This is a genomic window from Niallia sp. FSL W8-1348 (assembly GCF_038006745.1).
GTDB classification, from domain to species: Bacteria; Bacillota; Bacilli; order Bacillales; family Cytobacillaceae; genus Niallia; species Niallia alba.
Window position 1 is genome coordinate 1249621 of the sequence record NZ_JBBOVV010000001.1, and the last position, 25983, is coordinate 1275603.

The following is a 25983-nucleotide window of genomic DNA, read 5'->3' on the forward strand; positions in this document are numbered from 1 at the left end:
ATCGAATTGCCTTTTCTTAGCTATTATTCATTTCCCTTTTTAACCCATTCTGCAACTGTAACAGTACGTTTAGCTTGGTGCTTCACAGCGCCTTGCACGTCTTCAATCATTTTCCCATCTTGTCCAACTGTTACACTTGTTCCATAAGGGTTTCCGCCTGCTCCGAAAAGGACAGGATCAGTGTATCCTGGAGTAGCGATAATAGCACCCCAATGCATCATGGAAGTGTATAAAGATAATAGTGTTGCTTCTTGTCCACCATGTGGATTTTGTGCTGAAGTCATCGCACTTACTACTTTGTTCACTGTTTTTCCTGTTGCCCAAAGTCCGCCTTGTAAATCAATGAATTGCTTCATTTGAGATGGCATTGTACCAAAACGTGTAGGAACACTGAAAATAATAGCATCTGCCCACTCAATATCTTCTGATGTTGCAACTGGTACATCTTTTGTTGCTTCAACTGTTGATTTCCATACTTCATTGCTGTCGACAACAGATTGTGGTGCTAATTCTTGTACTTTTACTACTTTCACTTCTGCGCCTGCTTCTTTTGCACCTTCTGCAGCCCATTGTGCTAATTGATAGTTTGTTCCACCCATACTATAAAAAACTACTGCTACTTTAACATTTGACATAGTTTCCATCTCCTTTGATTTCTTAAATAATTTGTCTAAAAACCCCATAAGTACACCTGCTTTTATTTATTATGCTCGGGAACTTATAAGAACTACCTTCACTGAATACGTATTTTTCCAATGTTGCTGTTCTTTTTATTCCCTATTAATTGAAATTTATCCCACTCTTGACGGGCAGTAAACCCCCGCTCATGGAAATTTTCTTTATAATTGTTTTTTCTTTTAAATAAAGGCTGGTTTCGTAAAATTTATTGCTTTTATCCGACAGCCTAAATAAATTATCTATTCGTTATTGCAGAATACCATTTGCCAGCTGCTTCTACTTCTTCAGCTGTTAATTGATGGCCTCTGTTTTCCCAATGCATTTCAACATTAGCATTTGCTTTTGCAAGCATTGATTGTAATTCGTTTGATTCTTCTGGTGAACAAATTGGATCATTTGTCCCCGCTGCAATAAATACTGCTTTTCCTGTTAAATCAGGAAGTATAATCCCTCTTCTTGGAACCATTGGATGATGAAGAATAGCTGCTTTCAATGCATCCTGATAGTGGAATAGTAAGCTCGCTGCAATATTAGCACCATTAGAATATCCAATGGCAATTACATTATTTCGATCAAACTCATATTCTTTAGCAGCTTCATCAAGAAATTCATTTAATTCCTGTGTACGGAAAATTAAATCTTCCTCATCAAATACACCTTCAGCTAATCGCTTAAAAAAACGGGGCATTCCATTTTCTAAAATATTTCCACGAACACTTAATACAGCTGCATCATCATCAATCATGCCAGCAAGAGGCAATAAATCTAATTCAGTGCCGCCTGTACCATGTAATAGCAATAATGTTGGCTTTTTCGAATCTTTACCTTTATTGAAAATATGCTTCATTCCTTCTCCTCCTCTAAAATTCTAACGTTAACATTAGGCAATGCAGCTGTTAGTTCCTCTCTTTTTTCCTCTAGCCACTCAGGCAGCATAAGCTTTTCTCCTAGATTGCTTACTGGCTCATCTACCGCAAATCCTGGACCATCGGTAGCAATCTCAAAAAGAATCCCACCTTCTTCATGAAAATATAGTGCCTTAAAATAGTTCCGGTCTTTGATCTCAGTTGGATAATAGCCTTTTTCTAATAGAGACGATCTCCATTGCTGAAGCTCTTCCATGTCTCTCGCTCGCCAAGCAATGTGATGGACTGTTCCTGCTCCCATGAGACCGCGAACAGATGGGGTCAATTTTATATCAATCACATTGCCTATCTGCGCCTCTGTTGAGAAACGAAGATACCCTGCATCTTCTCCCACATATTTTAGACCTAATATATTTTCTAGTACTTCTGCTGTTTTGCTAGGTTGAGCAGAATTTAAAGTTGCCCCGCCAAATCCTTTAATAGCAACAGATGGATTAATATCTCCTATTGCCCAATTATTTATTGGGCCATCCTTTCTTTCCACCAATTCGATTTGAAGTCCATCTGGATCAACAAATTGCAAATAATTTTCGTCAAATCTAATAACACTTTCCACTTTCACACCATGACGATGAAGACGATTCTTCCAAAATTCACTAGTACCATGAGGAATGACATAACTTGTAACACCGACCTGTCCTGTGCCAATTCTACCTTTCAGCTGTTTTTCCCACGGAAAGAAAGTAATCACGGTTCCTGGCGTTCCTGCTTCATTCCCAAAATAAAGATGATATACTTCAGGACGATCAAAGTTAATCGTCTTTTTTACCATTCTTAGACCAAGAATACTAGCATAAAAATCGATATTTTTTTGAGCATCATTAACCATTGCTGAAATATGATGTATCCCTGCCGTTTTCTGCATACTATCCTCTCCAATCAAAGGATTATTGTGGTCTTTCTTTCGTAAACATTTCACCGATTTTTGCATAGTCATTTCCAGCTAACCTGCTGACTGGAGCTAATCCTCGTGGATCAATTCTGCCATTTTCGTAAAGATTACTGTCGATGTGGTAAAGTACTACTCTTCCAATCAGAAAATCACATCCTGGAAGGGCATCTGCCCCTCCCAATTCTAATGAGTGTTCCAATACACATTCCATACGAATTTTTGCTTCTTTTACACCAGGTACAGAAATTTCACTACTATCAATAGGCGTTAACCCCGCTAGCTTAATTTCACTTTGACTTGGAGAAAGATTTGCTGCAGTTTGATTGATTTTATCAACATTTTGTTCATCTACAATGTGAATAACAAATTCCTTCTTACTTAAAATATTTCTCGCTGTATCCTTTTGCTTCCCATTGGAGCGCTGGATAGATAATGAAACCAATGGCGGATTAGACGACACAATATTAAAGTAGCTAAACGGAGCTCCATTTAAGACGCCTTCTTCCGATAAGCTAGTAACAAAGGCAATTGGCCTAGGAATTATGCTTCCAATCAGAAATTTATAATTATCTCTTTCTGAAATAATTTTCGGATCAATAGACTGCATCAAATCATCCTTTACAAAGTTAGTCGAGATTTCTTACGTCAATTGGTATTAATCTACGTTCAAGCTGTTCTCTATACTGCTCATATTGAGTTGGCAACATTAATTTTTCTCCCATTGTTTCTTGGGATTCATCAATCGCAAATCCCGGAGGATCTGTTGCAATTTCAAAGAGAATTTCTCCATGCTCTCTAAAATAGATGGCGTTAAAATAATTTCGATCCTGAACAGGTGTAACATGATATCCATTTTGTGAAACATGCTTTTGCCAATCTAATTGATCATGATCATCCACTGCTCTAAAGGCAATATGATGAACTGTTCCAACCCCCATTGCTCCACTACCACTAGTAGTCCATTTTAAATCAATGACATTGCCGATATCGCTGAAAGAACGGAATCGAACATACTCTCCTTCTTTCCCAACTTTTTCAAAGCCCATCACGTTTTCTAAAAGTTCTGCCGTTTTTTCTGGTTGTTTTGATAAAAGTGTTGCGCCGCCAAAACCTTTAATTGCGTTTTCTGATGTTACTTCACCAAACTGCCAGCTATTATTCTTTCCTTCTTCTCTTTCCACAATTTCTAGTAGTAATCCATCGGGATCAGCAAATTCCAAGTATTTTTCACCAAAGCGTTCCGTTTTTGTGAAAGATATATTAAATTTCGCTAATCTATTCTCCCAAAATGTAAGTGCTCCTTTAGGAACAACATAAGAAGTTACGCCAACTTGCCCATCTCCAATAATTCCTTGACGTGCTCCTACCCATGGAAAGAAAGTAATAATCGTTCCGGGATTCCCGCCTTCATCTCCAAAATATAAATGGTATGTTCCTGGATCATCAAAATTGACAGTTTGTTTTACTAAACGTAATCCTAACACACCTGCATAGAAATCAACATTCTCTTGAGGATGGCCTACAATTGCTGTAATATGGTGAATTCCACTTGTTTTTTTCGTCATTTTCCTTCCACTCCTATTCCTTAATAAACTCTGCATTATTACTTAATATTAGATAATTGTTAGAAAATCATTTGTATGATTTTTATAGTTCACCTATTATTACGAATTAAAATATTATTAATTCGAGATATTGTTTTAAAAAAATTACATGCTTTGTGCATGAAGACCTAGTTTTTTTAACTGCTCAATTAGCATTTCTTTCTCATTCGTATCTAAACCCCCACATATCTCTCTCATCGCTATCTTATGCTTTGGGAAGACTTTATCCATTAGTTCGGTTCCTTGTTTGGTAATAACCACATAAGTAATCCGACGATCTTTAGGACATGGCTTTCTCCTGATTAAGTTTTTATGCTCTAATTTATCTACAACATAAGTAATACTGCTACTTGCAAGGAGGATTTTTTCTCCAATCTTTTGAATCGGCTGATCCCCTTTGCTGTAGATTAATTCCAAAACAGAAAACTCTGTAGGGTTTAATCCAAGACACCTTATATCTTCTTCTACTTGTTTCTTTATTGATTGCAAAGCCCTCGATAAAACGACGAAGACCTTTAAAGATAAATCCTCTTCACTTAATAATTCCTTATTATCCATGATAATCATCCTTTCAATTATCTTGAATTCGAGATAATTATATAACAGTTTATTTGTACATGTCAACTGGTTTTATTAAAACACTACAATTATTCTACGCACTATTAATTTAAGCTTATGATTATTTTCTATAATCAAATCTTTCTTTTGGAGCATGAAGTGTATGACCATTCACCACTACTGTATTTTTATCTGTCCATTCAATAGTCGCTGTTTCTTCGTTATTATTCCAATAAACATTTTTGGTCTTATTATCTTTATTATTCAATACAAGTTCCCCGCGAATTGCATAGGAAGTAGTAGCACCACCATTTACGAGATAAGCTTTTAAGGTGTAAGTGCCATCTGAAGAGGTTTCTTCTGTTAAGTATTCCCCTTTTGGCAATCTATTCATATCGTAAAATGCCCAATATACTGCATATCCAATCAGGCCCAAAAGAATAAGACTAATTACAATAACCGTTAATCCTTTGTTTCTTTTTTTGTTTGTGTTAGATAGGTTAGTGTTCAAGTGGTTTCCTCCGCATTGAATATTATCAAAAAATTCCTTCTTTATTATACATTATTTGGAGGTAGAGATTCATTAAAAACATCCTGAATACCCATCCAAAAAAACAGGCGAAATTTTTTCCACCTGCTTTAGTCAATCCATAAGTATTAAGAACGCTTTTGTTTTTTTCTAGAAGAATCAGCCTTCGTTCTTCCTGTTTCCTTCGTAGTTGTTCCTTGAGCTTCAGGTTGTGTAGCACCTAAACCAATTGTTGATGGATCTGCTTTTCTATTTGTCATTCAATTCACCTCCACTGTCTAGTTTTCCTTGAATAAATGAAGTTATGTGAATTGTTGTATAAAGAATTGTAAAAATCCTTTTGTAACTTTATTTGCTGTTATTCGTATTACTTTACATACGCATAAAGCAAACAACTGTAATATATAAAAGAACGTTTTTACCGTTTCGATTAATAAAATATATTTTCTAAAAAACAATCGTAATCCTAGTCCCTTCACCCAACTTACTTTCTACCAAAATCTTTCCGCCATGCGCTTCAACTATCTCCTTAGCAATGGCTAATCCTAAGCCACTCCCTTTATGAGATTCTCCTGTATTTGTTCCACGATAGTAGCGGGAAAATAAATTTTCTAGTTCCCCTTCTTCAATTCCATTTCCATTATCCTCTATCAAAATTTTGATATGTTCTGTATCTTGAAAAATGGAAGCTTGAATAAAGGTATCTGGTGGATTATGAACAATTGCATTATAGATTAAATTCATTAATGCACGTTGAATCAACGTTCTATCACATCTAAATGAATATTGTTCTATTTCTGTTGAAAAAACAAGGTTTGTTTCCTCATATAGAGGATGATTCAAAATTTGGATAACAGACTCTCTCACTATATCGATAATATTCTCTTTTGTCTTTTTCACTGGAAAAGCATTGCCCTTTAACTTATAGGTTAGGTTCAAATCATCAATTAAATGCTCAATATAATTTGATTTATTTAAGATAATATCAACATATCGTTTCTTTTCTATATTATCTAACTCGTAGTCCTGCAGCAATTCCGAGTAACCTTTAATAGAAGAAAGTGGTGTTTTTATATCATGTGTAATATTGGTGATCCATTCTTCTCTTATCTTTTCCAATTTTCTGTGTTCGACTTCATTGAATTGAAGGGTATCTGATAATTTATTTAAATTCTCAAATACAGTTTTATAAACACCTTTTACCTGATTTTTTCTCCAAAAGTCCCCTTTCGCTAGCTTTTGAATTCCCTCAACAAGCTGAACGATTGGGTTTGCTAGTCGTCTACTAAAAAAGTATCCAAATATTAAAGCAATTAATGTTACCACTAGTACAATGGAAACAATAGTGAGTAAAACATCTCGTACAAGTGTTTCTGTCCGATAATTGATATAAGCCTTTCCAATGACTTTCTCTGGATATCCCATGATATAGCTCAAGTTACGATTTCCCTTTTCTAACATCCCTATATATATAGTGGAGTTTTCTAGTGCTCCCGTAAACTTATGGTAGTGGATTAATTCAGCAGGAGTATAATGGGTAGGAACTTTCTCTGGTTTAGAATGACTGTATATTTCCGTCCCATTCTCATCCAAAACCTGAATCCAAATATGTCCTTCTTCTAAATCCCCCAACTTAGAATCAGGAATGGAAACCTCTTCATTCTTCACTTGAATATTGTTTGCAAAATCTAAGGTATAATAAGTTGGATTCTGATACGGGAATATACGGTCCTTTCCAAAGTAGTTACTATAGAGAAAAAATACATTAAACAGGAGAAAAACAAAAATGGAGAGTAGTAAACTTAAAATCATAAAAACAAGAAACTGTGTTGTAATCTTCCACTTCATCCTTCATTTCCTCTAACCTGCAGCTTATAGCCAAGCCCTTTAACTGTTTTAATCCATTTAGGATTACTTGGATCCTCTTCAATCTTTTCCCGAAGCCTGCGAATATGGACCATAATCGTATTATCAAGACCAATAAAGTCTTCTCCCCAAACGGCTTCACAAATTTTACTTTTGCTAAAAATCTGATTTGGGTGTTTTGCCAAATAAACCAATAACTGTAGCTCTTTAGCTGTTAACGTAATTGGATTTTCTCCTTTTTTCACTTCCCCTGTATTTGGCGAAATAAGGATATTCCCAAACGTTATCTTTCCGTCCAGGTGTCGACTTTGGACCATATATTGGTTTCTCCGCAATTGAGCCTTGATGCGAAACACTAATTCTTTTGTACTAAAAGGTTTCGTGACATAATCATCACCACCTATTCCAAGTCCGAGCAGTTTATCAATTTCCTCTGATTTTGCCGATAGAAAAATTATTGGTGCAAAGGTTATCTCACGCATCTTTTGACAAACCTCATAGCCCTCGATGTCAGGAAGCATAATATCGAGGACAATAATATCTGGATTAAACTTCTCACAAAGACTGATTCCCGTTTGACCAGTCGTTGCTTTTTCAATTCGTTGAAAGCCATCCTTTCGCAATACGGTTTCTAACAAATTTAAAATATCGACTTCATCATCTACTAATAATATTTTCTTTTCTGCTAGTCCTGTTAATGACATATTTTTTTATCCCTTTCTTTTTCTCATCTATTGCTATAGTACATCTTTTGTACGAAATCGTAAAAGTCCAAAAATAATAGCAAAAAGAAATATACTTATAGAGATCACAAACATAATCATATTTTTTCCACTCATGTCAAATACATCATTCATCGAGGAAACAATCGGATAATCCCACGGATAAAAGAGCCAGTACTTCTCTGAATTAGCAACAAACATTGAAGGAAAGGCCAGTCCTGCTCCAATTACTACAGGAACGGCAAAGTGGGTGAAACGATAGCTTAAATAAAAAACAATCCCTATTATTGCTAATGATGCAAGCAATAATGCACCAAATTTTTTCGCTATCCATAATAACGGAACTGCTTCTAACCCCAGTAAATTGGCTGCTAAAATAATTCCCGCAAACAGTAATACTAGGCTATAAAGAATGATTCCACCACCAGTAACAAGCTTTGTTAAATACACTTTTTCCCTAGCTACCGGTAATGTCAGATAATACTTCCAGCTGTTGTTACTATGCTCCATTCTTGACATCATCACAAGAACTAGCGTGATAATAAGCGGGAAAATAATCCAGCTATATACTGTAATAGTTCCTTGATATAAAAAAGCTCTATAAATATCCTTCTCACCTTCAGCCTGACCGAATTTTGCAAAATCCCAGCCTTGATAAAGAGCCAAAAAGGTGAAAATGGTAGTTGCCAACAAAATTTTTGATCGCTTTAATTTATATAATTCTACTTTTAATAATGTTAACATTAGTTTCCTCCTATAGAATATCTTTACGTTTAAATTGCCACATTCCGAAGCATAAAAATAGCAGCATTAGGACGACATTAAAAGGTAAAATATCTGTTAATTCCTTATAAACCAATCCATCTGCGAAAAAAGGGTAAGTATAGGGAAAAAACTTTCCTACTTCTGGATACTGAAAAATAACAATACCAGAGAGTATAACACCGGCAAAGCCGAGTGCAATTGGAATCATCGCATTTTTAAAGTAGGAGCTTAGCCAGTTATGCAAACTTGTAACAGCTAATATCATCACAATTTGTTTTCCGGCATATAAGAGGTAACTACTCCAATCCACTGGTTCAGGAAAATCTATCATATATCCTACTAAAATAAGACCAAAAATATTTAGCAAAATCAGGACTGCACAACATAGAAAACCTGCTAGAAACTTAGAAAAATAAACACTTTCCCGGCAGATAGGTAAACTCAGTATCTGCTTCCAATTATTTTGACTTTCTTCCACTTGATAGATTAAAGAATAAATAATTCCGATAAACATTGGCAAAAACATACCCCACCCAAGAACACTATGATTTTCTATCAAAAGGATATCCCATGAGCCATATTCGGGATTTGCTGTATCAAGTAAATAATCATAGCGTATCGTAAAATCTAAAAACATCGCTAATGTTGTTCCAGTAGGGATAACCAGTAAGAATAACCACAACCATCCTTTTTTCTGTTTGTAGCCTTCTAGCAAAATTAAGGTTGCCAGTTTCATAAAATCGGCTCCTTTCCTGTAATAGACAGAAAGATTTCTTCTAATGAGTTCTTTTTCATCATTAATTGATGGACAGCATAGCCATTCATAATCAGCTCTCGATTTATTTTTGCAGGTTGGTAATTTGGCTCAAGATATAAATAACGCTTATCTGCTTTGTATGGTATCCCCCTATTTTTTAAGTACATTTCGACATCAGCCCTTGGTTCCACCTCTAATTGAATTACCGCTTTTTGTTTCTTTCTTAAATCATCCATCGAACCTTGAAATAGCAATTTTCCATTGTTAATAATTCCAACATGGGTTGCCATTAATTCCATTTCACTTAAAATATGACTGGATATCAAAATCGTTATCCCATAATCTTTCGGCAAGCTTTTAATTAGTTCGCGAATTTCGATAATGCCTGATGGATCCAAGCCATTTGTAGGCTCATCAAGTATAAGTAAATCTGGTTTTCCTAATAAAGCTTGGGCTATTCCCAGTCGCTGTTTCATCCCAAGAGAAAACTTCCTCACTGCTTTATTGCGAACATCTGTTAATTTCACAATTTCTAACACACGGTCGATTTCTATTTTTTCTGTTCCTAGAATTTTTCGCGTAACCTCTAAATTTTCATAAGCAGTTAAATGACCATAATAGGAAGGGGTTTCCACCATAGAGCCAATTCGTTTTAAAATAGCAATGCGTTCTTCCTTGATTGACTTACCAAACACCTTTACCTCTCCCTTGGTTTCCTTAATAAGTCCAAGTAGCATTCGGATTGTCGTTGATTTTCCTGCACCATTTGGTCCAAGAAATCCGTAAATCCCTCCCTTTGGAACTAATAGATTGACCTGATCTACTGCTAAAAACTTTCCAAATTTTTTTGTTAAATTGCTTGTTTCAATAATATAATTTGACATGACTTTCTCCTCCCTTTTCCTTCCCCTATTCTAGCCCCCCAATCTTAACTGTTCGTTTTCCGAACCTTAACTGAACCTTAAAAATTGCAAAAAGTCAGGATTGCTCCAGTCCATATTGAATTAATTTATAAATCTTTGTATATTCCTTGTACATAAATCCTACAAAAAATACAGTCTTTAAATTAAATCGATCTTCTCATATAGTAATCACACAGGAATGTAACTTGAGAGGAGTAGTAAGATGAAAATAGAAGCACCAAAAATTCCAACAGATTTACCTTCAAGGAATTTTCACGACATATTGTACGAGGAAGATTTAGAGCTAGAAATGTGCCAAATTCAACAGTCTATTTTTGATGATGAAGTATTAAACAAAGTGCTATTATCGAAAATGGTGCTGAAAAATTGTAAATTTATCAATACTGATTTTTCCGGTATGGAATTAACAGATGTTATTTTTGAAAACTGTGATTTCTCTAATGCTAAGCTCAGCAGTTCTTCTATACACAAATGCCAATTTAGTAATTGCAAATTATTAGGCGTGGATTTTACAGACTCTCGTTTTGGTAATGTGCAATTTACTGATTCTTTATTGAACTTAGCTGCATTTGGAAGCTCCAAATTAGAAAAAATTAGGTTTCAAGACTCACCAGTAGAATCAGCGGATTTTTACGACTGTATCTTTAAAAAAGTGGAATTTAAAAAATGTACAATGGACGGGGCGAATTTTGAAAGAACTTCCCTTAACGGGGTGGATATTAGTACATCAACCTTCCAATCTCTAATGGTATCTCCAACAGATTTAAAAGGATGTAAAGTATCTACCTACCAAGCCATTCAATTTTCTGCTCTATTGGGATTGGAGATTATTGATTAATCGCATAAAAAAGCTCTAGCAAGTCGACTTTCTGACTTACTAGAGCTTTTTTCATCATCCCCAAACCTTCACATAATTCTTCCCTTTTTTTAATGAACTGATTGGTCCTAGTACACTTTGTGCAAGTTTTCTCTCACCTAAATAATCAGTATCTATAGCCACTTCGCTTCCATCTGGATTTTCAAATTCTGCATCTACAATGCGCACTCGTTTAAGCGTTTGTGTTGTTTGTACCTCTCCAAGAATGCGCTCAAAATCATCTGGAAGTTCCACTGACAAATATACTTCTGTTCCTTCTTCTACTAGTTTTAAGTTAGGGTTAAAATGAACTTCTGCTAGCTTTTCTTCTTCTCTTTCAAAAGCTTTTGCTCCATTTAAGTAGGCATTTCGATTAATGTATACGGGCTGTTCTACTTTATTAAATGCTTCGTGATCGCCTGGGTCTTGGTGAACGGTTTCAATATATTCCTCAAGGGAAGCAGGATAGCCGTTGTAATGTGCTGTACCAACATCCTCTAGAGCCTCATCTCCTACAAAGATGTTATGGTAAAAACGATCATCGCCTCCATAGGTCACAGCAAATCCCGCTACCTCTGTACTATGTGGGACATGATATGGTGTTGCTCGATCAAGCATTTTCCGATGAACCATTTTTCCGCGAATTAAGTTATTTATATAGGCTCCACCTTGGGCATGATTATCTAAAGCATAATCGGCTGTTAAAATATTATGATCGACGATGTAAGGACCGCTACTTACTTCAACGAATAAATCACGATTGTTGCGATAGTAAAGATTACTACTCACTCTTGTTCCTTGCGTCTGCCAATCTAACCATGTTCCTAACGAACAGTCATGGATACGATTATGGTGTATTTGCACATCAATTGCAGCATGAAGCTTGATCCCTGCAATTTCATGTCCGTAGAACTCTCTCTTTAAGGCAATGTTATAAATATGATTTTTATAAATTTCGCTGAAGACACAGCCAAGATGACCAACGATTCCGTTTTGTCCGCAATCATATATTGTATTATTCCGGACGATATGGGAACCAATCTTCTCTTTGCTCCAACCAGCTTGTCTAGCAAGGAAGACAGATTCTAATTGATATTGGTAACCTGGTTTATCTTTACGCTTCGTACGATAGTTATTCCCAGTCGACCCTTCTTTTCCAAGACTAATCCCACTACATTTAGAATCATGGATGATATTGTCCTCGATAATCCAACCTTTACTCCAATGTGGACCTAGTAATCCTGGCTGATCAGCAGTAGGTGGCGTCCATGGAGTTGCCGCTTGGGCCATCTCAAAGCCTCTTACTGTGATATAATTAATTCCTGTTTCTTCTGGATAAAAGCAGGATTTTCGAACATTTATTTCCACTAACTCTTCTGCAGGGTTATAATCTTGAAAATTCGCATAGATAGTTGTCGTATTTTCATTCACTTCCGAAAACCAAACATATTCTGTTTGTTCAGGATGATGAACGGGGACATTCTTCTTTGTCCAATGATCTAATACTTCTGTTTGTTTTGTAGGGTTTTGGACTTGTTCTAACGTTTCAGCTTCATAAAAGGACATGCCATTTACATATACATCCCCTAAATGTCTGCCTGGATTATAGACAATCCAATCGCCAAATATTTCTTCCTTATAAGGATTATATTCGCCAAAAAATGAATTTGGGATTTCTGTTTTCCAAATAGTCCCCTCCACTTGCTGCCAATTCTGAATTTGCTCCGATCCTTTAATGACCACCTTTTCACCGTCAGCAGCTTGGTAGGTAATCCTTCTTGTATTGCTTAATCCCGCATTCTTTGGTTTTACCCATTCTCGATATTCCCCTTCGTGCACAATAATGGTGTCTCCTGCTACAGCAACAGAAGCTGCTTTGTTGATAGTTAAAAATGGACTTTGTTTCGTTCCTTCTCCAAGATCTGATCCGTTTTTTGCTATATGATATTCAACCGCCATTTTTTCTTCCTCCTTCATTGTGACTCTGTCCTCATTATAGAAACTTTAAAAAGTGGATACTATTCAAAATGTAGTATAATTTAAGACAATATTAGTGTTTTTGACAGGAGGATAAGAAAGTGGTTTTTTTTGAAGATCACGGGGTGGAAGAAAAGGAATCCTTTGAAAAGTTTACCTTAATAAACGATAGCTTTCCTCTCCACTTTCATCGAGCTTATGAATTAATTATCGTCAACGAAGGAGAGCTATTCGTAAGAGTCGATCAAAAAGAATATCTACTGCAAAAAAATGATGTAGCATTTATTTTTCCAAATCAACTGCATGAGTTCAAAACCATCCATCATTCCCATATTAGTGTTGTTATTTTTTCACCTGAATTGATTGGCCATTTTTTTATGAATTATAAAGGCTTTGTTCCAGAAAACAATGTAATTCATTTACATAATACGCCTATTTTGCAAACGCTTCATTCTATTTACCAGCAAAAAAGTTTTCTGTATGATATATGTGGTAAATTGGTAGAGAATACAAGCTTGACGCCTGTTGAATATTCGACCAAGATGAAAGTATTTCATAAAATTCTGCTTTATGTTGATCAGCATTATAGCTATGACTGTACATTAAAAACGGTAGCAAAACATTTGCAGTATGATTACGCCTACCTTTCGAAGCTTTTTGTTCATATTACGAATAGGACATTTACCGAATATCTTACACACTATCGAATATCCCAGGCATGTTACCAGTTAAAAAATAGTCAGCAGCCGATTGGTGAAATCGCGCTGAATTGTGGTTACAATAATTTGCGTTCCTTCCATCGTAATTTTAAAAAGGTTACGAACATTTCCCCAAAAAAGTATAGGGAGCTTGCTTAAGAAACATGCTTTTGTATATATTACTGATTTTTTGTACATTTTATAGATACAATGCTTAAAGGTGGGGATTTCCATGGAAAACGCCTTCAAAAGATTGCAAATCTTAATGGGCGACACATTGCAAATACTCGATCATATGAAAATAAATGATGAAAAGGATGACCTGCTTCAGCAAATTAAAAAGGATTTACAAGAACAAAATAATCGAATAGACGGACTTACTAGATTGGGCGCAGAAATCATTAATACTGCCCTTTCAATGACACAAAGTTTAGATAGTATAAACAATAAGATTCAACATATGGAAACAGGTTTAATGGCGGACTATCAGAAATCTACAGGAAGTATTGATGAATATCAACATATGGCGATTGATGACCAAATGGAGCAGCCAGAAAGTTATCATGATAAGATTGATTATTTAAGTGCCGTAAAGATTCGTGAAAACTTGAATAAAATGAATGAAGTGCTGATTAGCATCAGATCTTAATGAAGAAGGGGAGATTCCCATGCCTTTCGTTATAACTTCGCCATGTATGCATGAAAAAGCAGGCGATTGTGTGGATGTTTGTCCTGTTGATTGTATCGCAAAGGGAGAAGACCAATTTTATATCGATCCAGATATTTGTATTGATTGTGGTGCATGTGAAGCAGTATGTCCTGTTTCAGCCATTTATCATGAGGAAGATCTTCCACCAGAAGAACAACCCTATATCCAGAAAGCTATCGATTTTTATAAAACATATGAAGGATAATGAAAAACAAATCAACTTTAGTTTGGTTGATTTGTTTTTGTGTAAAGTGAACAAAAAAACTTGCCCTAAATACAACGAGGCAAGTTTTTAATGCTTAGGTCAAGCACCTAAATCTAACCGTGTGAACGAGTAAGAGCTTAAGCTCCCTCTTTTTCCAGGTTAGCATCTATATCTTCTTTTAATTTATTCACTTCGTCTTCGATTTCTGCTGGAATATATTTTGATTTATTCAAGTATGTTTGGCTTAATGAATAATCAGGTACTGCTTTAAAAGCATTTGCTAGAAAATAGAAATTTACTTGTGCATCGCTGCCAAGACCAATTGTTTCATCAATGATTGTTTGATATTCGCCTTTTTCTAATAAGGCAATAAATTTCTTATCTTCATCTGTTAATTCTTTTGCTTTTGTTTCTTGGGTTGCATTACTTTCTTCTTTTACTGTTTCTTCTTTTTTCTCTTCCGCTGAATTTCCACATCCTGCAAGCAAGAATAGGAAAGCGACCATAAATAGAGAAAGATATTTCATCCGAATCTCTCCTTATACGCATATAATATAATTACTATTCCAAAAAGCATAAGTATTATGTAACCTATGTAATTACTTGGACAAAAAAATAAGTTTTAAATAGTTCTTAGACTGTTGTGTATTATTAGAAAACTTAGAACATTCAATACCTAAACGAAATCAAACGGTCTAGGAATTACTAACGAAGATGCTTGACTGGAACATTTTAACACACAGGATTCATTATATCAATATATTAAGATTTGTTTATTAATTCTAAAAAATCAAATATTAATTAAGGTTGATTTAGTTATTTTTTAGAAAAATACTTTATAAACAAACAAAAAACAGTACTCCATCCCAGAAGGAAGTAGCACTGTTTTTCTGATTACTATTATAGCTCTTGTCCATTTGTTGCAATCACTTTTTTGTACCAATCAAATGATTTTTTCTTCGTTCTCTCTAATGTTCCATTTCCATAGTCATCTTGGTCTACATAAATAAAACCGTATCGCTTAGACATTTCTGAGGTACCAGCAGAGATAAGATCGATACATCCCCAGCTTGTGTATCCAATTAAATCTACTCCCTCTTTTATCGCCTCTTTCATCTGCTCAATATGTGCTCGCATGTATGAAATACGGTAATCATCATTGATAGAGCCATCTTCTTCTACCTTATCATAAGCACCTAGTCCATTTTCAACGATAAATAAAGGCACTTGATAACGATCGTACATTTTCTTTAACGTAATTCGTAAACCTTTCGGGTCGATTTGCCATCCCCAATCGGATGATTCTAGGTACGGATTTTTCACACCAGAGAAGAAGTTCCCTTTTTCTTTTAACTTTTCAGGTGATCCACTCGCAACCATAGACATATAGTAGCTGAAAGATAAGTAATCTACTGTATGTTGTAAAAGTAATTCTTCATCTCCTGGCAGCATGTCAATTTGAATATCATTTTCTTCAAAGTAACTTAGCATAAAGCTTGGATAGTATCCACGCACTTGAACATCTGTGAAAAATAAATTCTTTTGATCCTCATCTAATGCTGCTAACACATCATCAGGATTACATGTTTCCGGATATACTTCCATACGTGCTAGCATACAACCAATCTGCGCTCTAGGAATAATTTCATGACAGGCTTTTACCGCTCTGGCACTCCCTACAAATTGATGATGCAGAGCTTGATAAATTGCTTGTTCTTTATTTTCTACCTCATCAATTAAAATACCACTTCCAATGTAAGGAGAAAGAGTCGAGATATTAATTTCATTAAACGTTAACCAATATTTCACCTTATCTTTATAACGGTTAAAAACAGTTTCTGCATAATGAACAAAGAAATCTACTAAACGACGATCCAGCCATCCATTGTATTTTTGCACAAGATTCAATGGAATTTCATAGTGTGATAGCGTCACAAGTGGCTCGATTCCATATTTCGCTAATTCATCAAACACATTATCATAAAATGCTAAGCCCTCTTCATTTGGTACCAAGTCATCCCCATTTGGAAAAATACGCGGCCAAGAAATAGACATACGGAATGTTTTAAAGCCCATCTCTGCAAAAAGAGCGATGTCTTCTTTGTAGCGATGATAAAAATCAATCCCGCGACGTTTTGGGAAATTGTCTCCGCCTTTGCCAGCTAGTAGCGTTTCTAATTCTGCTTTACTTTTGACATCCATCTCAATATCATTGCCACGTTCTTCTTTCGGAACGAATGTAACCATATCGAAAATAGACAAACCTTTTCCACCTTCGTTATAAGCACCTTCTAATTGATTGGCAGCAGTAGCTCCACCCCATAAAAATCCTTCTGGAAATCCGTATTTCGTCATCTTTGCATTTCCTCCCTTTTCTAATCTCTAAAGATAATGATACGCTTACAAAAGGAAAAAAACTGGTCTCTTTTAGACCAGTTAATAAGAAAGATATTGTTTTTGATAGTGATAGATGAGAATATCAAATAAACGTAATAACGTATAACTACTAACTGCGCTATTTTCAATTTTTCCACAGCGTAATACCTCATCAAATACATATTTATGCTGCTCAGGATCCGAAAAAGTAATCAACAATTTCTTTCCATTCGCCGCTTTAATTCTTTCATTAATAGCTAAGGCCTCTGTAAGGATGTTTCCTTCAATTGAAATGGTGATAATCATATCCTCTTCTGTTAAATGAGATACTGTTTCCAATTGTTTGAAAAAGTTTGTATTACATTCACATAGCTTTCCAAGAAGAAATAATTGCTTCTGAAGCTCCATCGCTTGAATTTGATGTTTTTCAAAACCTAAAATGACAATTCGCTTCGACTCATAAATTTTTTTAATAATCCGTTCCATTTGTTCCTTCGAGATGTTTTCCATTATCTCGATATTTTCCTTTAGTTTTGCTTCGAATGTAGCTGCACTTAAATGCTTTTCATTCGCCTCATACATTCCACCTTGAAAAGCAACACTGTTTCGGAGATTAGAAAAATTACGAAAGCCGATTCGCTTACAAAAACGATTAATTGTAGATGGGGCAACATTACATACTTCCGCAGCCATCTCTAATGAATAGCCTTCTATATGATGAATATTTTCCAGGAAACTATTGGCGATAGAATAGTTGATATCCTTTTCCAAAGAATTATTTATGTATGCTAAAAGTGTATAAATTAATTGTTCCAAAATTCCCACCTCAGGATGATCGTATCATATTTTTGTCGTGGTAGTTAACTATTAACCTGTGATTTAAAATATGGGCAAATAGAATAGATAGACCATAAGGGTAAATAATAGAAATTGGTTTGAATTTTATTCATAATGAAGATAAAAATATCTTTTGAAAAGAGGAATCCCAATGAAACTGTCAGGTAATACCATTCTTATTACAGGTGGAAGTGCTGGAATTGGATTAGCATTTGCAGAACGGTTTATTAAAACAGGCAACAAAGTGATTGTTTGTGGTCGCAGGGAAGAAGCACTGCAACAGGCGAAAGAAAAATTCCCTAACCTTGTTACATATGTTAGTGATCTGTCTATAGAAGCTGATCGGATCAAACTTTTTGACTGGATAACAGCTAACTATCCAGATGTGAATGTGTTAGTTAACAATGCAGGAATTCAACAACGTTTTAATGTGTTAAAGGCAGACGCAAAGACTGATTGGAGTTATTTTAACAAGGAAATCACCATCAACATGGAAGCTTCTATTCAGCTCTCTATGCTGTTTGCACAGTATTTCGCAACAAAAAAGGAAGCGGCAATGCATTCTTTCACTGTGAGCTTAAGACACCAGCTTGCTGATACTTCTGTAGAAGTAATCGAAGTTGCCCCTCCAGCCGTGAATACAGATTTAGGCGGTGCAGGATTACATACGAGCGGAGAACCTTTGGATGCCTTTGCCGATGGAATTTTCCAGGGATTAAACGAAGGAAAAGTTGAAATCGGCTATGGCAGTTCGGTGAATCGCTTGCGGATGTCTCGGGATGAAGTGGATAAGCATGTGGAGAATATGTATGAGGCAATGAAGAAGACGATTGAGTAAAAAAGGGGCTGGGACATAAGTATTCCAGCCAAGGATAATTCCGAACAATTATACGAAGATGCTAATGAATGTTCCGTATAATTGTTCGGGCTTTTATTTGTTTTTCAAAGGATGTTTCCATGAAGTTTGGTGCGATTCCCCGCAGCCGGAATACACTTCGCTTTCCATGGGGCTCGCGCTGAGCCGCTTCGGCCTGTGGCCTGCAGGGTCTCAGACTGTCTCGCTAATCCCATAGGAGTCTTCGTGTATTCCGGCTGCTCTGTTTTTCCAACTAATTATATTTCCTCTTGTAAAAAGTATGCGAAAGCAGCCGCTATTTACTAGCTATATTAGAAATTGTTCGTCTTTACAGAGTATCTATTTAGTTATGTCCCATCCTCTTTCCTTATCTTCTCCGCTCACCTAAATTAATTCCAATCCCCATATACAATACTCCAATAAGCAGCATGATAGCTATAGGCAAAGTGATGTCACTCCATCCAGCATCAAATAGGGCAACATCCATCATCGCATCGACTCCATGAGATAGTGGGAATACATTGGCTATAGAATTAAATACAGGATTATCCATCATACCTGGTGGCATATAAACCCCACTAATAATCGGCAGAATGGATGACAGAGAAGGATAAATCATATTAAATTTCTCTGGTGTTCTAGTTATTCCTGCAATAAGCATCGCCAAGCTAACCGCACTCAATGTATACACGGCAGCAATGGTTAATATCATCGGAAAGTTTCCAATATCATAGTCCATTATATATTGAAAAATTAGAAAGACTACAACCATTTGAAAAAAGCTGATTAAAAAGCTATAGACTAAATGACCAACATACAAATTCGTTTTGCTTACTGGAGAGAGAAGCAGACGGTTCCATACCCCATTCACCTTGTCTTCATTGATTCGATTCACTTTGACTCCAATCGTAAACATGGCTATAAACAATGTAAAACCGAATAGTAACTGAAAACCCATATCATGACTTGTCAGAGTCTCACCACTTAAGTTTTCCGTTTGGACAGTAATCGGTGGTTTTTCTAAATAGTCTTTGATCTCATTTCTTAAATCAGACGTATTTACGCCATCTGCCACAGCTTGTATCTTAGCTTCCTCCGTAAATACTTTATGAACATGTTGCTCGACAAGTAGGATTTCTGGCATATCTGAAGATGTAATTAAGCGATAATCATTTTCCATTAAAAGAATGGCAACATCTCTTTTTCCTTCTTTTACTTGCTCTCGTGCTTCATCCTCATCTGCAATAATGAATTTGGTGTTACTACCTTCATTTAATAACTCTTCCCAATTTTGTTCTATATCCTCGGCATTAGGACCTGTTGCAAAAATATCAACTGTTAATTTGTTTTGTTGAGATGTACCTCCAAATATAATCGTTGCCAATACACTAAGAACAATAAATAAAATAATTAGTAGTGGTTTTCGTTTATCTTTAACAAACTGGGCATAGAAAATGGTGGTCATTATACCCGCCCCCTTTTCGGAAACATGAACATACCAATTACAAAACAAACTACAGACATGGCAACTAGAACCACTATCGGTAAAAGTAAATCGCTAAATTGACTAAACTGAATATACTCTATCATCGCTATCATGGTTAAACCATTTGGAGTCCATTCTCCAATTCGTTGTAACAATTCCGGAAAACCTTCAAGTGGGAAAAAACTTCCCCCTAGAACTCCCAAGGACATAATAATAAGGGTGGTTAAACCACTAACCGCATTGCTATCCTTTAAATTTAATGTAATAGATGTAAATATTGCTGATAGTCCTGCAACCATTAACGAAAACGAGGTAAATACTAGTACCATTCCGAACCAGAACGATACAGATTTATCTGGAAATATATTTAATAATAACTGTGTTACCGTTATCGTAATCATCAATTGTAACCAAGCTAGAATAAAGGTAGAAACTGTTTTTCCTAGTAAAAAATGCATTGGATTACTATTCGTTAATAAAATCCGATTAAATACACGCTCTCTTTTCTCTGTAACCGTCTTTAGTGCTACGCTTTGCGCCAAAAACAGACCAAATAGAGTTCCAATTGCAATAATAAAGTATTGCGAAATAGTATACGTGTCAATTCCTTCCACGACTTCTCTACCTCCTTGAGGCAGTATAGGTTCTGCTGCTGATAACGTTCCTTCCCTACCAAGAGCAAAGTTCATATTCAAAGAGTTCACGAATTCATTGACGATATTTTGAAGGGTAGTTACTTCAGTGGACTGCTTTGCAGCATGAATCGTTAATGCAGTTGTCGATTTATCTCCAAGCATGACAGTAGAAAGCACCTCATACGTAAATCCTTCTGGAACACGAATGATTGCATCTAGTTCACCACTTTCTACTTGGTCCGTTGCTTCTTCCCACGTCAGTTCTTTCGCATTAACCCATTCCTTTACGTCCGGGTTATTAATAAAATTTCGTATTAACGTAATTGGTGATAGATTTTCTACATGCTCAAGCATTGTTTCTTTCTCTGCTTGAGACAAGCCTAATTGTTGTATTTTTTCTTTAAACTGTACAAACCCCTTTTCTTCATCATCCACTTGGACAAATGCTATGTCCAATTTAGTTGCCTCTTTATCGTCATTAAAAATACCAGCAAAGGCATAATTTAATACAACAATGATGATAATGGGGAGTAAGAGAGTCATTAGCATTTCTTTTCGGTCCCGCCAAAAAACGAGTAAGTCCTTTTTTATGAATGATCCCACTTTTTTCCCTCCTCTAATCCCGCAATGTTTTTCCAGTTAAATGTAGAAATACATCCTCTAAACTTGGTATTTCCACTTGATAGTTTACAATTTGGATGCCTGCCTTTTCTGCTGCATGTACGAGATCACTTAAAATATTACTTCCTTTTCTTGAAATAATACGTAGACCCTCATCCGTTTCATCCACTTGATAAACATGATTAAATGATTTAATTTCTGTTAACAATACATCACTTTTTTTGTTAAGTTGCACTTGTATCGTATCTTCACTTGATAAAATGCTTAATAATTCCGATTTTGTTCCAGAAGCAATCACTTTTCCATGATCCATAATGTATACACGATTACATAATTGCTCCACTTCTTCCATGTAATGGCTTGTGTAAAGAACCGTCGTTCCATGCTTTACATTCAATTCTCGAACAGTCTCTAAAATATGGTTTCTTGATTGAGGATCAATCCCCACAGTCGGTTCATCAAAAATTAAAATCTTCGGTTCATGTAACAAAGCAGCTGCAATATTGATTCTTCGCTTCATTCCCCCCGAAAATGTTTTAATCAATTCCTTTTGACGATCCTTTAACCCCACCATCTCAAGCACATTTTGTATTCGATCCTCAATCTTATCTTTTGGAACTTGATAGGCTCTTCCAAAAAACTTAAGATTTTCATATGCTGATAGTTCTTCATATAAAGCTATTTCCTGTGGAACTACTCCAAGAATTCTTCGCATTTCTGCTGCATCTTTTATCATACTTTTTCCATTTAGTTTTACATCCCCAGACGTTGGTTTAAGTAAGGATGAAATCATAGAGATGGTTGTTGATTTTCCAGCACCATTTGGTCCAAGCAAACCAACTGATTCTCCTTCTCCCAAAAATAAATTAATTTCATCTACTACCTTTTTATCTTTGAAATTTTTACTAAGTTTTATGGTTTCAAGCATCTTTTTGCACTCCTTTACTTCGGTCATTTTTATTATCCTTCTCACTTAAGCTACTTTTATAATGGATATTGCCTATTAAGCATATAAAAAAAGAAACAGCTTCACTACTGTCTCTAGTCATCCATTCTTTATTTATCCATTACTTTAATCATTTTTCTTTTTGGCTATGTTCCGCAAACATTATTGTTATTTATCTATGAGACAAGAACATTTTTTAAACAAGATTATGACGAATTGCATAAATGGCTAACTGGGTACGATCACGCAAATCAAGTTTTGTTAAGATTTTACTTGTATTATTTTTCACGGTTCCAACGGAGATTGCCAATCTATCTGCAATTTCATTATTGCTAAGCCCTTCTCCAATACACTTTAATATAGCCCGTTCTCGGGGGGTTAGGGTAGGGTCAGCTTCCGGATTATTGTTTTGTTTTATTAGTTGAGGAACGACTTTTGCTGCAACATTTTCCTCAATAGTTAAACCTCCATTTAATACACTATGAATGGAACGCAGTAGCGCATCTGTATCGCCATTTTTCAAAATGTAGCCACTAACACCAATTCTCAATGCTTCCATTACATAGTGATCATCATCAAAGGTCGTTAACATCAATATTTTCATTTGCGGCCAGCGGGATTGAATAATTTTCGCTGTTTCTAAACCATCTATAATGGGCATTCGAATATCTAATATCGCAATATCAAACTGCATCCTTTCACATAGATCTATTGCTTCTTTCCCATTATTTGTTTCTCCAGTCACTTTAAATTCTTCTTCTGTTTCAATCATCATTTTTAAACCTTGTCTTACCATAACCTGGTCTTCAGCCAGTAATATTCGAGCCATGTTCATCACCTATATTGAGAAGTTTAATAAATCCACTTATCCGAAATTGTTCATCCGTTTTAATTACTTTTAAATCTCCTCCGTACTTTTCTAACCGCTCCCGCATAGAACTAAGTCCAAATCCTTCTTTATATAATGAACGATTCGAAATAGGGTTACTTATTTCAAAACGAAAAATACTGTTACCTGGAGCTTCAAACATAATTTCAGCTTCTTTTGCGTTACTATGTTTCATAATATTTGTTAATGCCTCTTGAACAGAACGATAAATCACAAAAGATTGCTCACCAGTTAATGGAGCAGAAAAAGCACCATGTTTCACAGAAAAATGAATACGAATCATGTTCTCCATTTCTAATTTACGAATCAATCGTAATATCCCTGAAAGTCCACCTGTATCATTAGCCTTTAAGGATTTTACTGCCCTTCGTGTTTCATTTAAGCTCTCTCCAGCAAGTTCCTTCAAGGATTGTACCTTTTCCTTATATTCTTCAGAAGTTTGTAAACGAAACATTTCCAGTTGCATGATCAATGCCGTAAGCTTATGACCAACTGAATCATGAATTTCATGTGCAATTAATACACGTTCTTCCTGTCTAGCGAGTTCCTCTTCAGAAACAGCTCTTCGCTTTATATCACGGTATTCGCTAAAAAGTGCTTGGTACCGTGCATCCAGATCTGTCCATTGATCCTTTGTTTGCTTATAAACGAACAAGCCTGTAAGAAGAAAAATAATATAAATCTCCACAAATATCTCTATTATTTGACCTAGATTACTATTTAATACCGTTATTAGAATTGCTCCACATCCAATTACACTAATAATTAAGCTCTTACCAATCGTCAAGTGATAAAATCCCTCTGCGATTAAAAGGGAAAGGATAAGAATAAGAAATGGATTGATAGTACCATCAGAAGGAAATAAAGTAATCGTTGCGATAATAACATTCAAGCATATAAAAAAAACGAATAAGCTTTGCCTCTTCTTCACTAAAGGAATAAGAAAAAAGATAGCAAAATAAAGCGCAACACCGAATAATTGCCCAGTTAATTGATTGATATTTAAATCAGTATAGGCAATTGCAAATGGCCATACAACCACGTTTAGTACAAGCCATACCCAATAGGATTTCATGAATTAACCCCATTTCCTTTAATAAACGTATTTATATTGTATCATCATTATTGTATCACCACTAACTGGGATTAAACCATGTATGAACGGAGCCTCAGCAGAGACAAGGGGAACAGTCCCCTTGTCTCACTCCCATTCTTCCGAAAAAGAAAGCACCTAGAATAAATTTCGCTTCTTTTTTCAAAAAAACAGGCGCTTTCTAAAATCGAAAGCACCTGTTTGCAGAAGACATATATTGTGTTTAAGGAATTAATTATGGGTAACATGCTTAGGTGTATTCACCTTTAACGAAGATTTTCTCACCAATACATAATAGGATAAGAACGCTAATAAGCTTGATGCGAAAATGATAACTCCCATCGGCACAGCTGTATGTTCTCCTCCAATCCCTACTAACGGTGCTGTTAGTGACCCTAGTAAGAATGGTAATAGACCTAATAATGCAGATGCGCTTCCTGCCATATGTCCTTTTGTTTCCATCGCCAATGAAAAAGAAGAAGTTCCTATAATACTGATGGAAGTAACGAAAAGGAAAATAGGTATGGCAACTGCGACTAACGGTGCATGAACTAAAATGGCAATTACTAATAAAATCGAAGCTGACATGGAAAGAGCTAAACCGCTCTTCAAGAATGTTCTCTCTGAGAATTTAGATAATCTGCCCACAATTTGTGTTCCAATAATTAAGCCAACCCCGTTTATCCCAAACAATAAACTAAAGACTTGAGGAGAAACACCATAAATATTTTGATAGACAAAAGAAATACCAGATACATAGGCAAAAATTCCGGCAGTAGTAAAACCTTGCGTAAATGCATAGCCTGCAAATTCACGGTCCTTCAATAATGAACCAAAATTCATAACTACTTGTTTGATATTGCTTGGTACACGCTTTTCAGCTGGTAAGGTTTCTTCCAGTTTAAAGGCAACGACAATAGTCAAAATAATCCCAATACAGGTTAAAACAAGGAAAACCACTTTCCAATTTGCAAAAGAAAGAATCGCCCCACCTATTATAGGTGCCACAATCGGACCAAGGTTTCCGATTAACATTAACGTGGCAAAAAACTTTGTAAGCTCTCTTCCACTATATAGATCTCGAACAACAGCTCTTGAAATAACAAGACCACCTGCTGCTGCAAACCCTTGGATGAAACGAGAAACGATCAACATATAAATATTTGGTGCAACCGCACATATTAATGAAGAAAGTAAGTATAAACCAAGAAAAATAAGTAATGGTTTACGACGCCCTTGAACATCACTCATTGGTCCAATGATTAACTGGCCCAAAGCCAATCCCAACAAACAAGTTGTTAAACTAACTTGCACTAAGGAAGCACTCGTGTGAAATTCGTCTACAATAGTTGGAAATGCAGGCAAATATGTATCTATTGTAAATGGACCTAATAGGGAAAGTGATCCCAATAGAAAAGCAATTTGCAATCGTTTAGTTTTTGATAGTGAATTCAATTTTCTATCGCCTTTCTACAGTAAATTTTCTATAACTACTTGAATATTAACCTTAAAAAAATGCTTCTTTCATAGAAGAAGGAAGCATACTTACATATTGTATTATGAAACAAAGAAATTTTCA

At 35.6% G+C, this 25983-nt stretch carries 28 protein-coding genes; 5 read left to right on the plus strand and 23 right to left on the minus strand.

The window, feature by feature from the left end; translation table 11 throughout:
• Positions 1-23: 23 nt before the first annotated feature.
• The 13 genes from wrbA to NST60_RS05950 form a co-directional block, all read right to left on the minus strand.
• The gene (gene wrbA / locus NST60_RS05890; protein WP_016204291.1) at positions 24-635 is read right to left on the minus strand and encodes an NAD(P)H:quinone oxidoreductase; all 612 of its coding nucleotides are present in this window, start codon (positions 633-635) and stop codon (positions 24-26) included.
• A gap of 278 nt (positions 636-913) precedes the next feature.
• Positions 914-1525, minus strand: coding sequence for an alpha/beta hydrolase (locus NST60_RS05895; RefSeq protein ID WP_016204292.1), 612 nt, complete (start codon positions 1523-1525; stop codon positions 914-916).
• The gene (locus NST60_RS05900) at positions 1522-2469 is read right to left on the minus strand and encodes a ring-cleaving dioxygenase (protein ID WP_254416256.1); all 948 of its coding nucleotides are present in this window, start codon (positions 2467-2469) and stop codon (positions 1522-1524) included. Before NST60_RS05900 ends, NST60_RS05895 begins: the two co-directional genes overlap by 4 nt.
• Before the next feature lie 22 nt (positions 2470-2491).
• Positions 2492-3103 (minus strand): flavin reductase family protein, encoded by a 612-nt coding sequence (locus NST60_RS05905; protein ID WP_212121546.1) that lies wholly within the window; start codon positions 3101-3103, stop codon positions 2492-2494.
• 19 nt (positions 3104-3122) lie between these two features.
• Entirely contained in the window at positions 3123-4061 is a 939-nt protein-coding gene (locus tag NST60_RS05910) for a ring-cleaving dioxygenase (RefSeq protein ID WP_224427490.1), read from the minus strand.
• Between the two features lie 144 nt (positions 4062-4205).
• Positions 4206-4658: a MarR family winged helix-turn-helix transcriptional regulator gene (locus NST60_RS05915; RefSeq protein ID WP_341098363.1), complete on the minus strand. Its 453-nt coding sequence runs from the start codon at positions 4656-4658 to the stop codon at positions 4206-4208.
• A 121-nt stretch (positions 4659-4779) separates the two neighbouring features.
• Positions 4780-5169, minus strand: a complete 390-nt coding sequence (locus tag NST60_RS05920) for a DUF5412 domain-containing protein (RefSeq protein WP_341098364.1) — start codon at positions 5167-5169, stop codon at positions 4780-4782.
• 146 nt (positions 5170-5315) lie between these two features.
• A complete protein-coding gene (locus tag NST60_RS05925; protein ID WP_101730444.1) occupies positions 5316-5447 on the minus strand; it encodes a YuzL family protein in 132 nt (43 codons plus the stop codon).
• A 187-nt stretch (positions 5448-5634) separates the two neighbouring features.
• Entirely contained in the window at positions 5635-7035 is a 1401-nt protein-coding gene (locus tag NST60_RS05930; protein ID WP_341098365.1) for a HAMP domain-containing sensor histidine kinase, read from the minus strand.
• On the minus strand, positions 7032-7757 hold the full coding sequence (locus NST60_RS05935) for a response regulator transcription factor (protein ID WP_224427486.1): 726 nt from the start codon (positions 7755-7757) through the stop codon (positions 7032-7034). The genes NST60_RS05930 and NST60_RS05935 overlap by 4 nt, the downstream gene beginning before the upstream one ends.
• Before the next feature lie 33 nt (positions 7758-7790).
• Complete coding sequence (locus tag NST60_RS05940; protein ID WP_224427485.1) at positions 7791-8519, minus strand: ABC transporter permease; 729 nt, start codon at positions 8517-8519, stop codon at positions 7791-7793.
• A gap of 10 nt (positions 8520-8529) precedes the next feature.
• Positions 8530-9276 (minus strand): ABC transporter permease, encoded by a 747-nt coding sequence (locus tag NST60_RS05945; protein WP_341098368.1) that lies wholly within the window; start codon positions 9274-9276, stop codon positions 8530-8532.
• Complete coding sequence (locus tag NST60_RS05950) at positions 9273-10181, minus strand: ABC transporter ATP-binding protein (protein ID WP_341098369.1); 909 nt, start codon at positions 10179-10181, stop codon at positions 9273-9275. The genes NST60_RS05945 and NST60_RS05950 overlap by 4 nt, the downstream gene beginning before the upstream one ends.
• Positions 10182-10422: 241 nt before the next feature.
• On the opposite strand from NST60_RS05950, the gene NST60_RS05955 reads away from it, so the two are divergent.
• The gene (locus tag NST60_RS05955) at positions 10423-11058 is read left to right on the plus strand and encodes a pentapeptide repeat-containing protein (RefSeq protein ID WP_101730445.1); all 636 of its coding nucleotides are present in this window, start codon (positions 10423-10425) and stop codon (positions 11056-11058) included.
• Positions 11059-11112: 54 nt separating this feature from the next.
• On the opposite strand, the gene NST60_RS05960 is transcribed toward NST60_RS05955, so the two are convergent.
• Positions 11113-13035, minus strand: a complete 1923-nt coding sequence (locus tag NST60_RS05960) for a right-handed parallel beta-helix repeat-containing protein (RefSeq protein ID WP_224427482.1) — start codon at positions 13033-13035, stop codon at positions 11113-11115.
• Positions 13036-13154: 119 nt separating this feature from the next.
• Between NST60_RS05960 and NST60_RS05965 the strand changes: the two genes are divergently transcribed.
• The 3 genes from NST60_RS05965 to NST60_RS05975 all read left to right on the plus strand — a co-directional run bounded on the left by NST60_RS05965 (position 13155) and on the right by NST60_RS05975 (position 14665).
• Complete coding sequence (locus NST60_RS05965; RefSeq protein ID WP_016204302.1) at positions 13155-13910, plus strand: helix-turn-helix transcriptional regulator; 756 nt, start codon at positions 13155-13157, stop codon at positions 13908-13910.
• Between the two features lie 73 nt (positions 13911-13983).
• Positions 13984-14400, plus strand: coding sequence for a hypothetical protein (locus NST60_RS05970; RefSeq protein WP_016204303.1), 417 nt, complete (start codon positions 13984-13986; stop codon positions 14398-14400).
• Positions 14401-14419: 19 nt separating this feature from the next.
• Positions 14420-14665 carry an indolepyruvate ferredoxin oxidoreductase subunit alpha gene (locus NST60_RS05975; RefSeq protein ID WP_169188020.1) on the plus strand — a complete coding sequence of 82 codons (246 nt, stop codon included), beginning with the start codon at positions 14420-14422 and terminating at the stop codon, positions 14663-14665.
• Positions 14666-14802: 137 nt separating this feature from the next.
• On the opposite strand, the gene NST60_RS05980 is transcribed toward NST60_RS05975, so the two are convergent.
• From NST60_RS05980 to NST60_RS05990, 3 genes are all read right to left on the minus strand, one after another.
• Positions 14803-15192, minus strand: a complete 390-nt coding sequence (locus NST60_RS05980; protein WP_169188019.1) for a hypothetical protein — start codon at positions 15190-15192, stop codon at positions 14803-14805.
• 373 nt (positions 15193-15565) lie between these two features.
• Positions 15566-17020 (minus strand): glycoside hydrolase family 1 protein, encoded by a 1455-nt coding sequence (locus tag NST60_RS05985; protein WP_341098372.1) that lies wholly within the window; start codon positions 17018-17020, stop codon positions 15566-15568.
• Between the two features lie 81 nt (positions 17021-17101).
• Complete coding sequence (locus NST60_RS05990) at positions 17102-17857, minus strand: MurR/RpiR family transcriptional regulator (RefSeq protein WP_341098374.1); 756 nt, start codon at positions 17855-17857, stop codon at positions 17102-17104.
• Positions 17858-18029: 172 nt separating this feature from the next.
• Between NST60_RS05990 and NST60_RS05995 the strand changes: the two genes are divergently transcribed.
• Complete coding sequence (locus NST60_RS05995; protein WP_341098375.1) at positions 18030-18716, plus strand: SDR family oxidoreductase; 687 nt, start codon at positions 18030-18032, stop codon at positions 18714-18716.
• Positions 18717-19101: 385 nt separating this feature from the next.
• Here the strand turns inward: NST60_RS05995 and NST60_RS06000 are convergent, their stop codons facing one another.
• The 6 genes from NST60_RS06000 to NST60_RS06025 form a co-directional block, all read right to left on the minus strand.
• Complete coding sequence (locus tag NST60_RS06000) at positions 19102-20199, minus strand: ABC transporter permease (RefSeq protein ID WP_101730452.1); 1098 nt, start codon at positions 20197-20199, stop codon at positions 19102-19104.
• Positions 20199-21458: an ABC transporter permease gene (locus tag NST60_RS06005; protein ID WP_016204168.1), complete on the minus strand. Its 1260-nt coding sequence runs from the start codon at positions 21456-21458 to the stop codon at positions 20199-20201. Before NST60_RS06005 ends, NST60_RS06000 begins: the two co-directional genes overlap by 1 nt.
• Before the next feature lie 13 nt (positions 21459-21471).
• A complete protein-coding gene (locus tag NST60_RS06010) occupies positions 21472-22404 on the minus strand; it encodes an ABC transporter ATP-binding protein (RefSeq protein WP_016204167.1) in 933 nt (310 codons plus the stop codon).
• 214 nt (positions 22405-22618) lie between these two features.
• Positions 22619-23251 carry a response regulator gene (locus NST60_RS06015; RefSeq protein WP_169188013.1) on the minus strand — a complete coding sequence of 211 codons (633 nt, stop codon included), beginning with the start codon at positions 23249-23251 and terminating at the stop codon, positions 22619-22621.
• On the minus strand, positions 23229-24386 hold the full coding sequence (locus NST60_RS06020; protein ID WP_341098378.1) for a sensor histidine kinase: 1158 nt from the start codon (positions 24384-24386) through the stop codon (positions 23229-23231). Before NST60_RS06020 ends, NST60_RS06015 begins: the two co-directional genes overlap by 23 nt.
• Before the next feature lie 249 nt (positions 24387-24635).
• The gene (locus tag NST60_RS06025; protein ID WP_341098379.1) at positions 24636-25859 is read right to left on the minus strand and encodes a Bcr/CflA family multidrug efflux MFS transporter; all 1224 of its coding nucleotides are present in this window, start codon (positions 25857-25859) and stop codon (positions 24636-24638) included.
• Positions 25860-25983 lie beyond the last annotated feature (124 nt).

Bases quoted from the DNA above. Each gene is read 5' to 3' on its own strand.
- wrbA (WP_016204291.1), bottom strand. From the start codon at position 635: ATGTCAAATGTTAAAGTAGCAGTAGTTTTTTATAGTATGGGTGGAACA.
- NST60_RS05895 (WP_016204292.1), bottom strand. From the start codon at position 1,525: ATGAAGCATATTTTCAATAAAGGTAAAGATTCGAAAAAGCCAACATTA.
- NST60_RS05900 (WP_254416256.1), bottom strand. From the start codon at position 2,469: ATGCAGAAAACGGCAGGGATACATCATATTTCAGCAATGGTTAATGAT.
- NST60_RS05905 (WP_212121546.1), bottom strand. From the start codon at position 3,103: ATGCAGTCTATTGATCCGAAAATTATTTCAGAAAGAGATAATTATAAA.
- NST60_RS05910 (WP_224427490.1), bottom strand. From the start codon at position 4,061: ATGACGAAAAAAACAAGTGGAATTCACCATATTACAGCAATTGTAGGC.
- NST60_RS05915 (WP_341098363.1), bottom strand. From the start codon at position 4,658: ATGGATAATAAGGAATTATTAAGTGAAGAGGATTTATCTTTAAAGGTC.
- NST60_RS05925 (WP_101730444.1), bottom strand. From the start codon at position 5,447: ATGACAAATAGAAAAGCAGATCCATCAACAATTGGTTTAGGTGCTACA.
- NST60_RS05930 (WP_341098365.1), bottom strand. From the start codon at position 7,035: ATGAAGTGGAAGATTACAACACAGTTTCTTGTTTTTATGATTTTAAGT.
- NST60_RS05935 (WP_224427486.1), bottom strand. From the start codon at position 7,757: ATGTCATTAACAGGACTAGCAGAAAAGAAAATATTATTAGTAGATGAT.
- NST60_RS05940 (WP_224427485.1), bottom strand. From the start codon at position 8,519: ATGTTAACATTATTAAAAGTAGAATTATATAAATTAAAGCGATCAAAA.
- NST60_RS05945 (WP_341098368.1), bottom strand. From the start codon at position 9,276: ATGAAACTGGCAACCTTAATTTTGCTAGAAGGCTACAAACAGAAAAAA.
- NST60_RS05950 (WP_341098369.1), bottom strand. From the start codon at position 10,181: ATGTCAAATTATATTATTGAAACAAGCAATTTAACAAAAAAATTTGGA.
- NST60_RS05955 (WP_101730445.1), top strand. From the start codon at position 10,423: ATGAAAATAGAAGCACCAAAAATTCCAACAGATTTACCTTCAAGGAAT.
- NST60_RS05960 (WP_224427482.1), bottom strand. From the start codon at position 13,035: ATGGCGGTTGAATATCATATAGCAAAAAACGGATCAGATCTTGGAGAA.
- NST60_RS05970 (WP_016204303.1), top strand. From the start codon at position 13,984: ATGGAAAACGCCTTCAAAAGATTGCAAATCTTAATGGGCGACACATTG.
- NST60_RS05975 (WP_169188020.1), top strand. From the start codon at position 14,420: ATGCCTTTCGTTATAACTTCGCCATGTATGCATGAAAAAGCAGGCGAT.
- NST60_RS05980 (WP_169188019.1), bottom strand. From the start codon at position 15,192: ATGAAATATCTTTCTCTATTTATGGTCGCTTTCCTATTCTTGCTTGCA.
- NST60_RS05985 (WP_341098372.1), bottom strand. From the start codon at position 17,020: ATGACGAAATACGGATTTCCAGAAGGATTTTTATGGGGTGGAGCTACT.
- NST60_RS05995 (WP_341098375.1), top strand. From the start codon at position 18,030: ATGAAACTGTCAGGTAATACCATTCTTATTACAGGTGGAAGTGCTGGA.
- NST60_RS06000 (WP_101730452.1), bottom strand. From the start codon at position 20,199: ATGACCACCATTTTCTATGCCCAGTTTGTTAAAGATAAACGAAAACCA.
- NST60_RS06010 (WP_016204167.1), bottom strand. From the start codon at position 22,404: ATGCTTGAAACCATAAAACTTAGTAAAAATTTCAAAGATAAAAAGGTA.
- NST60_RS06015 (WP_169188013.1), bottom strand. From the start codon at position 23,251: ATGGCTCGAATATTACTGGCTGAAGACCAGGTTATGGTAAGACAAGGT.
- NST60_RS06020 (WP_341098378.1), bottom strand. From the start codon at position 24,386: ATGAAATCCTATTGGGTATGGCTTGTACTAAACGTGGTTGTATGGCCA.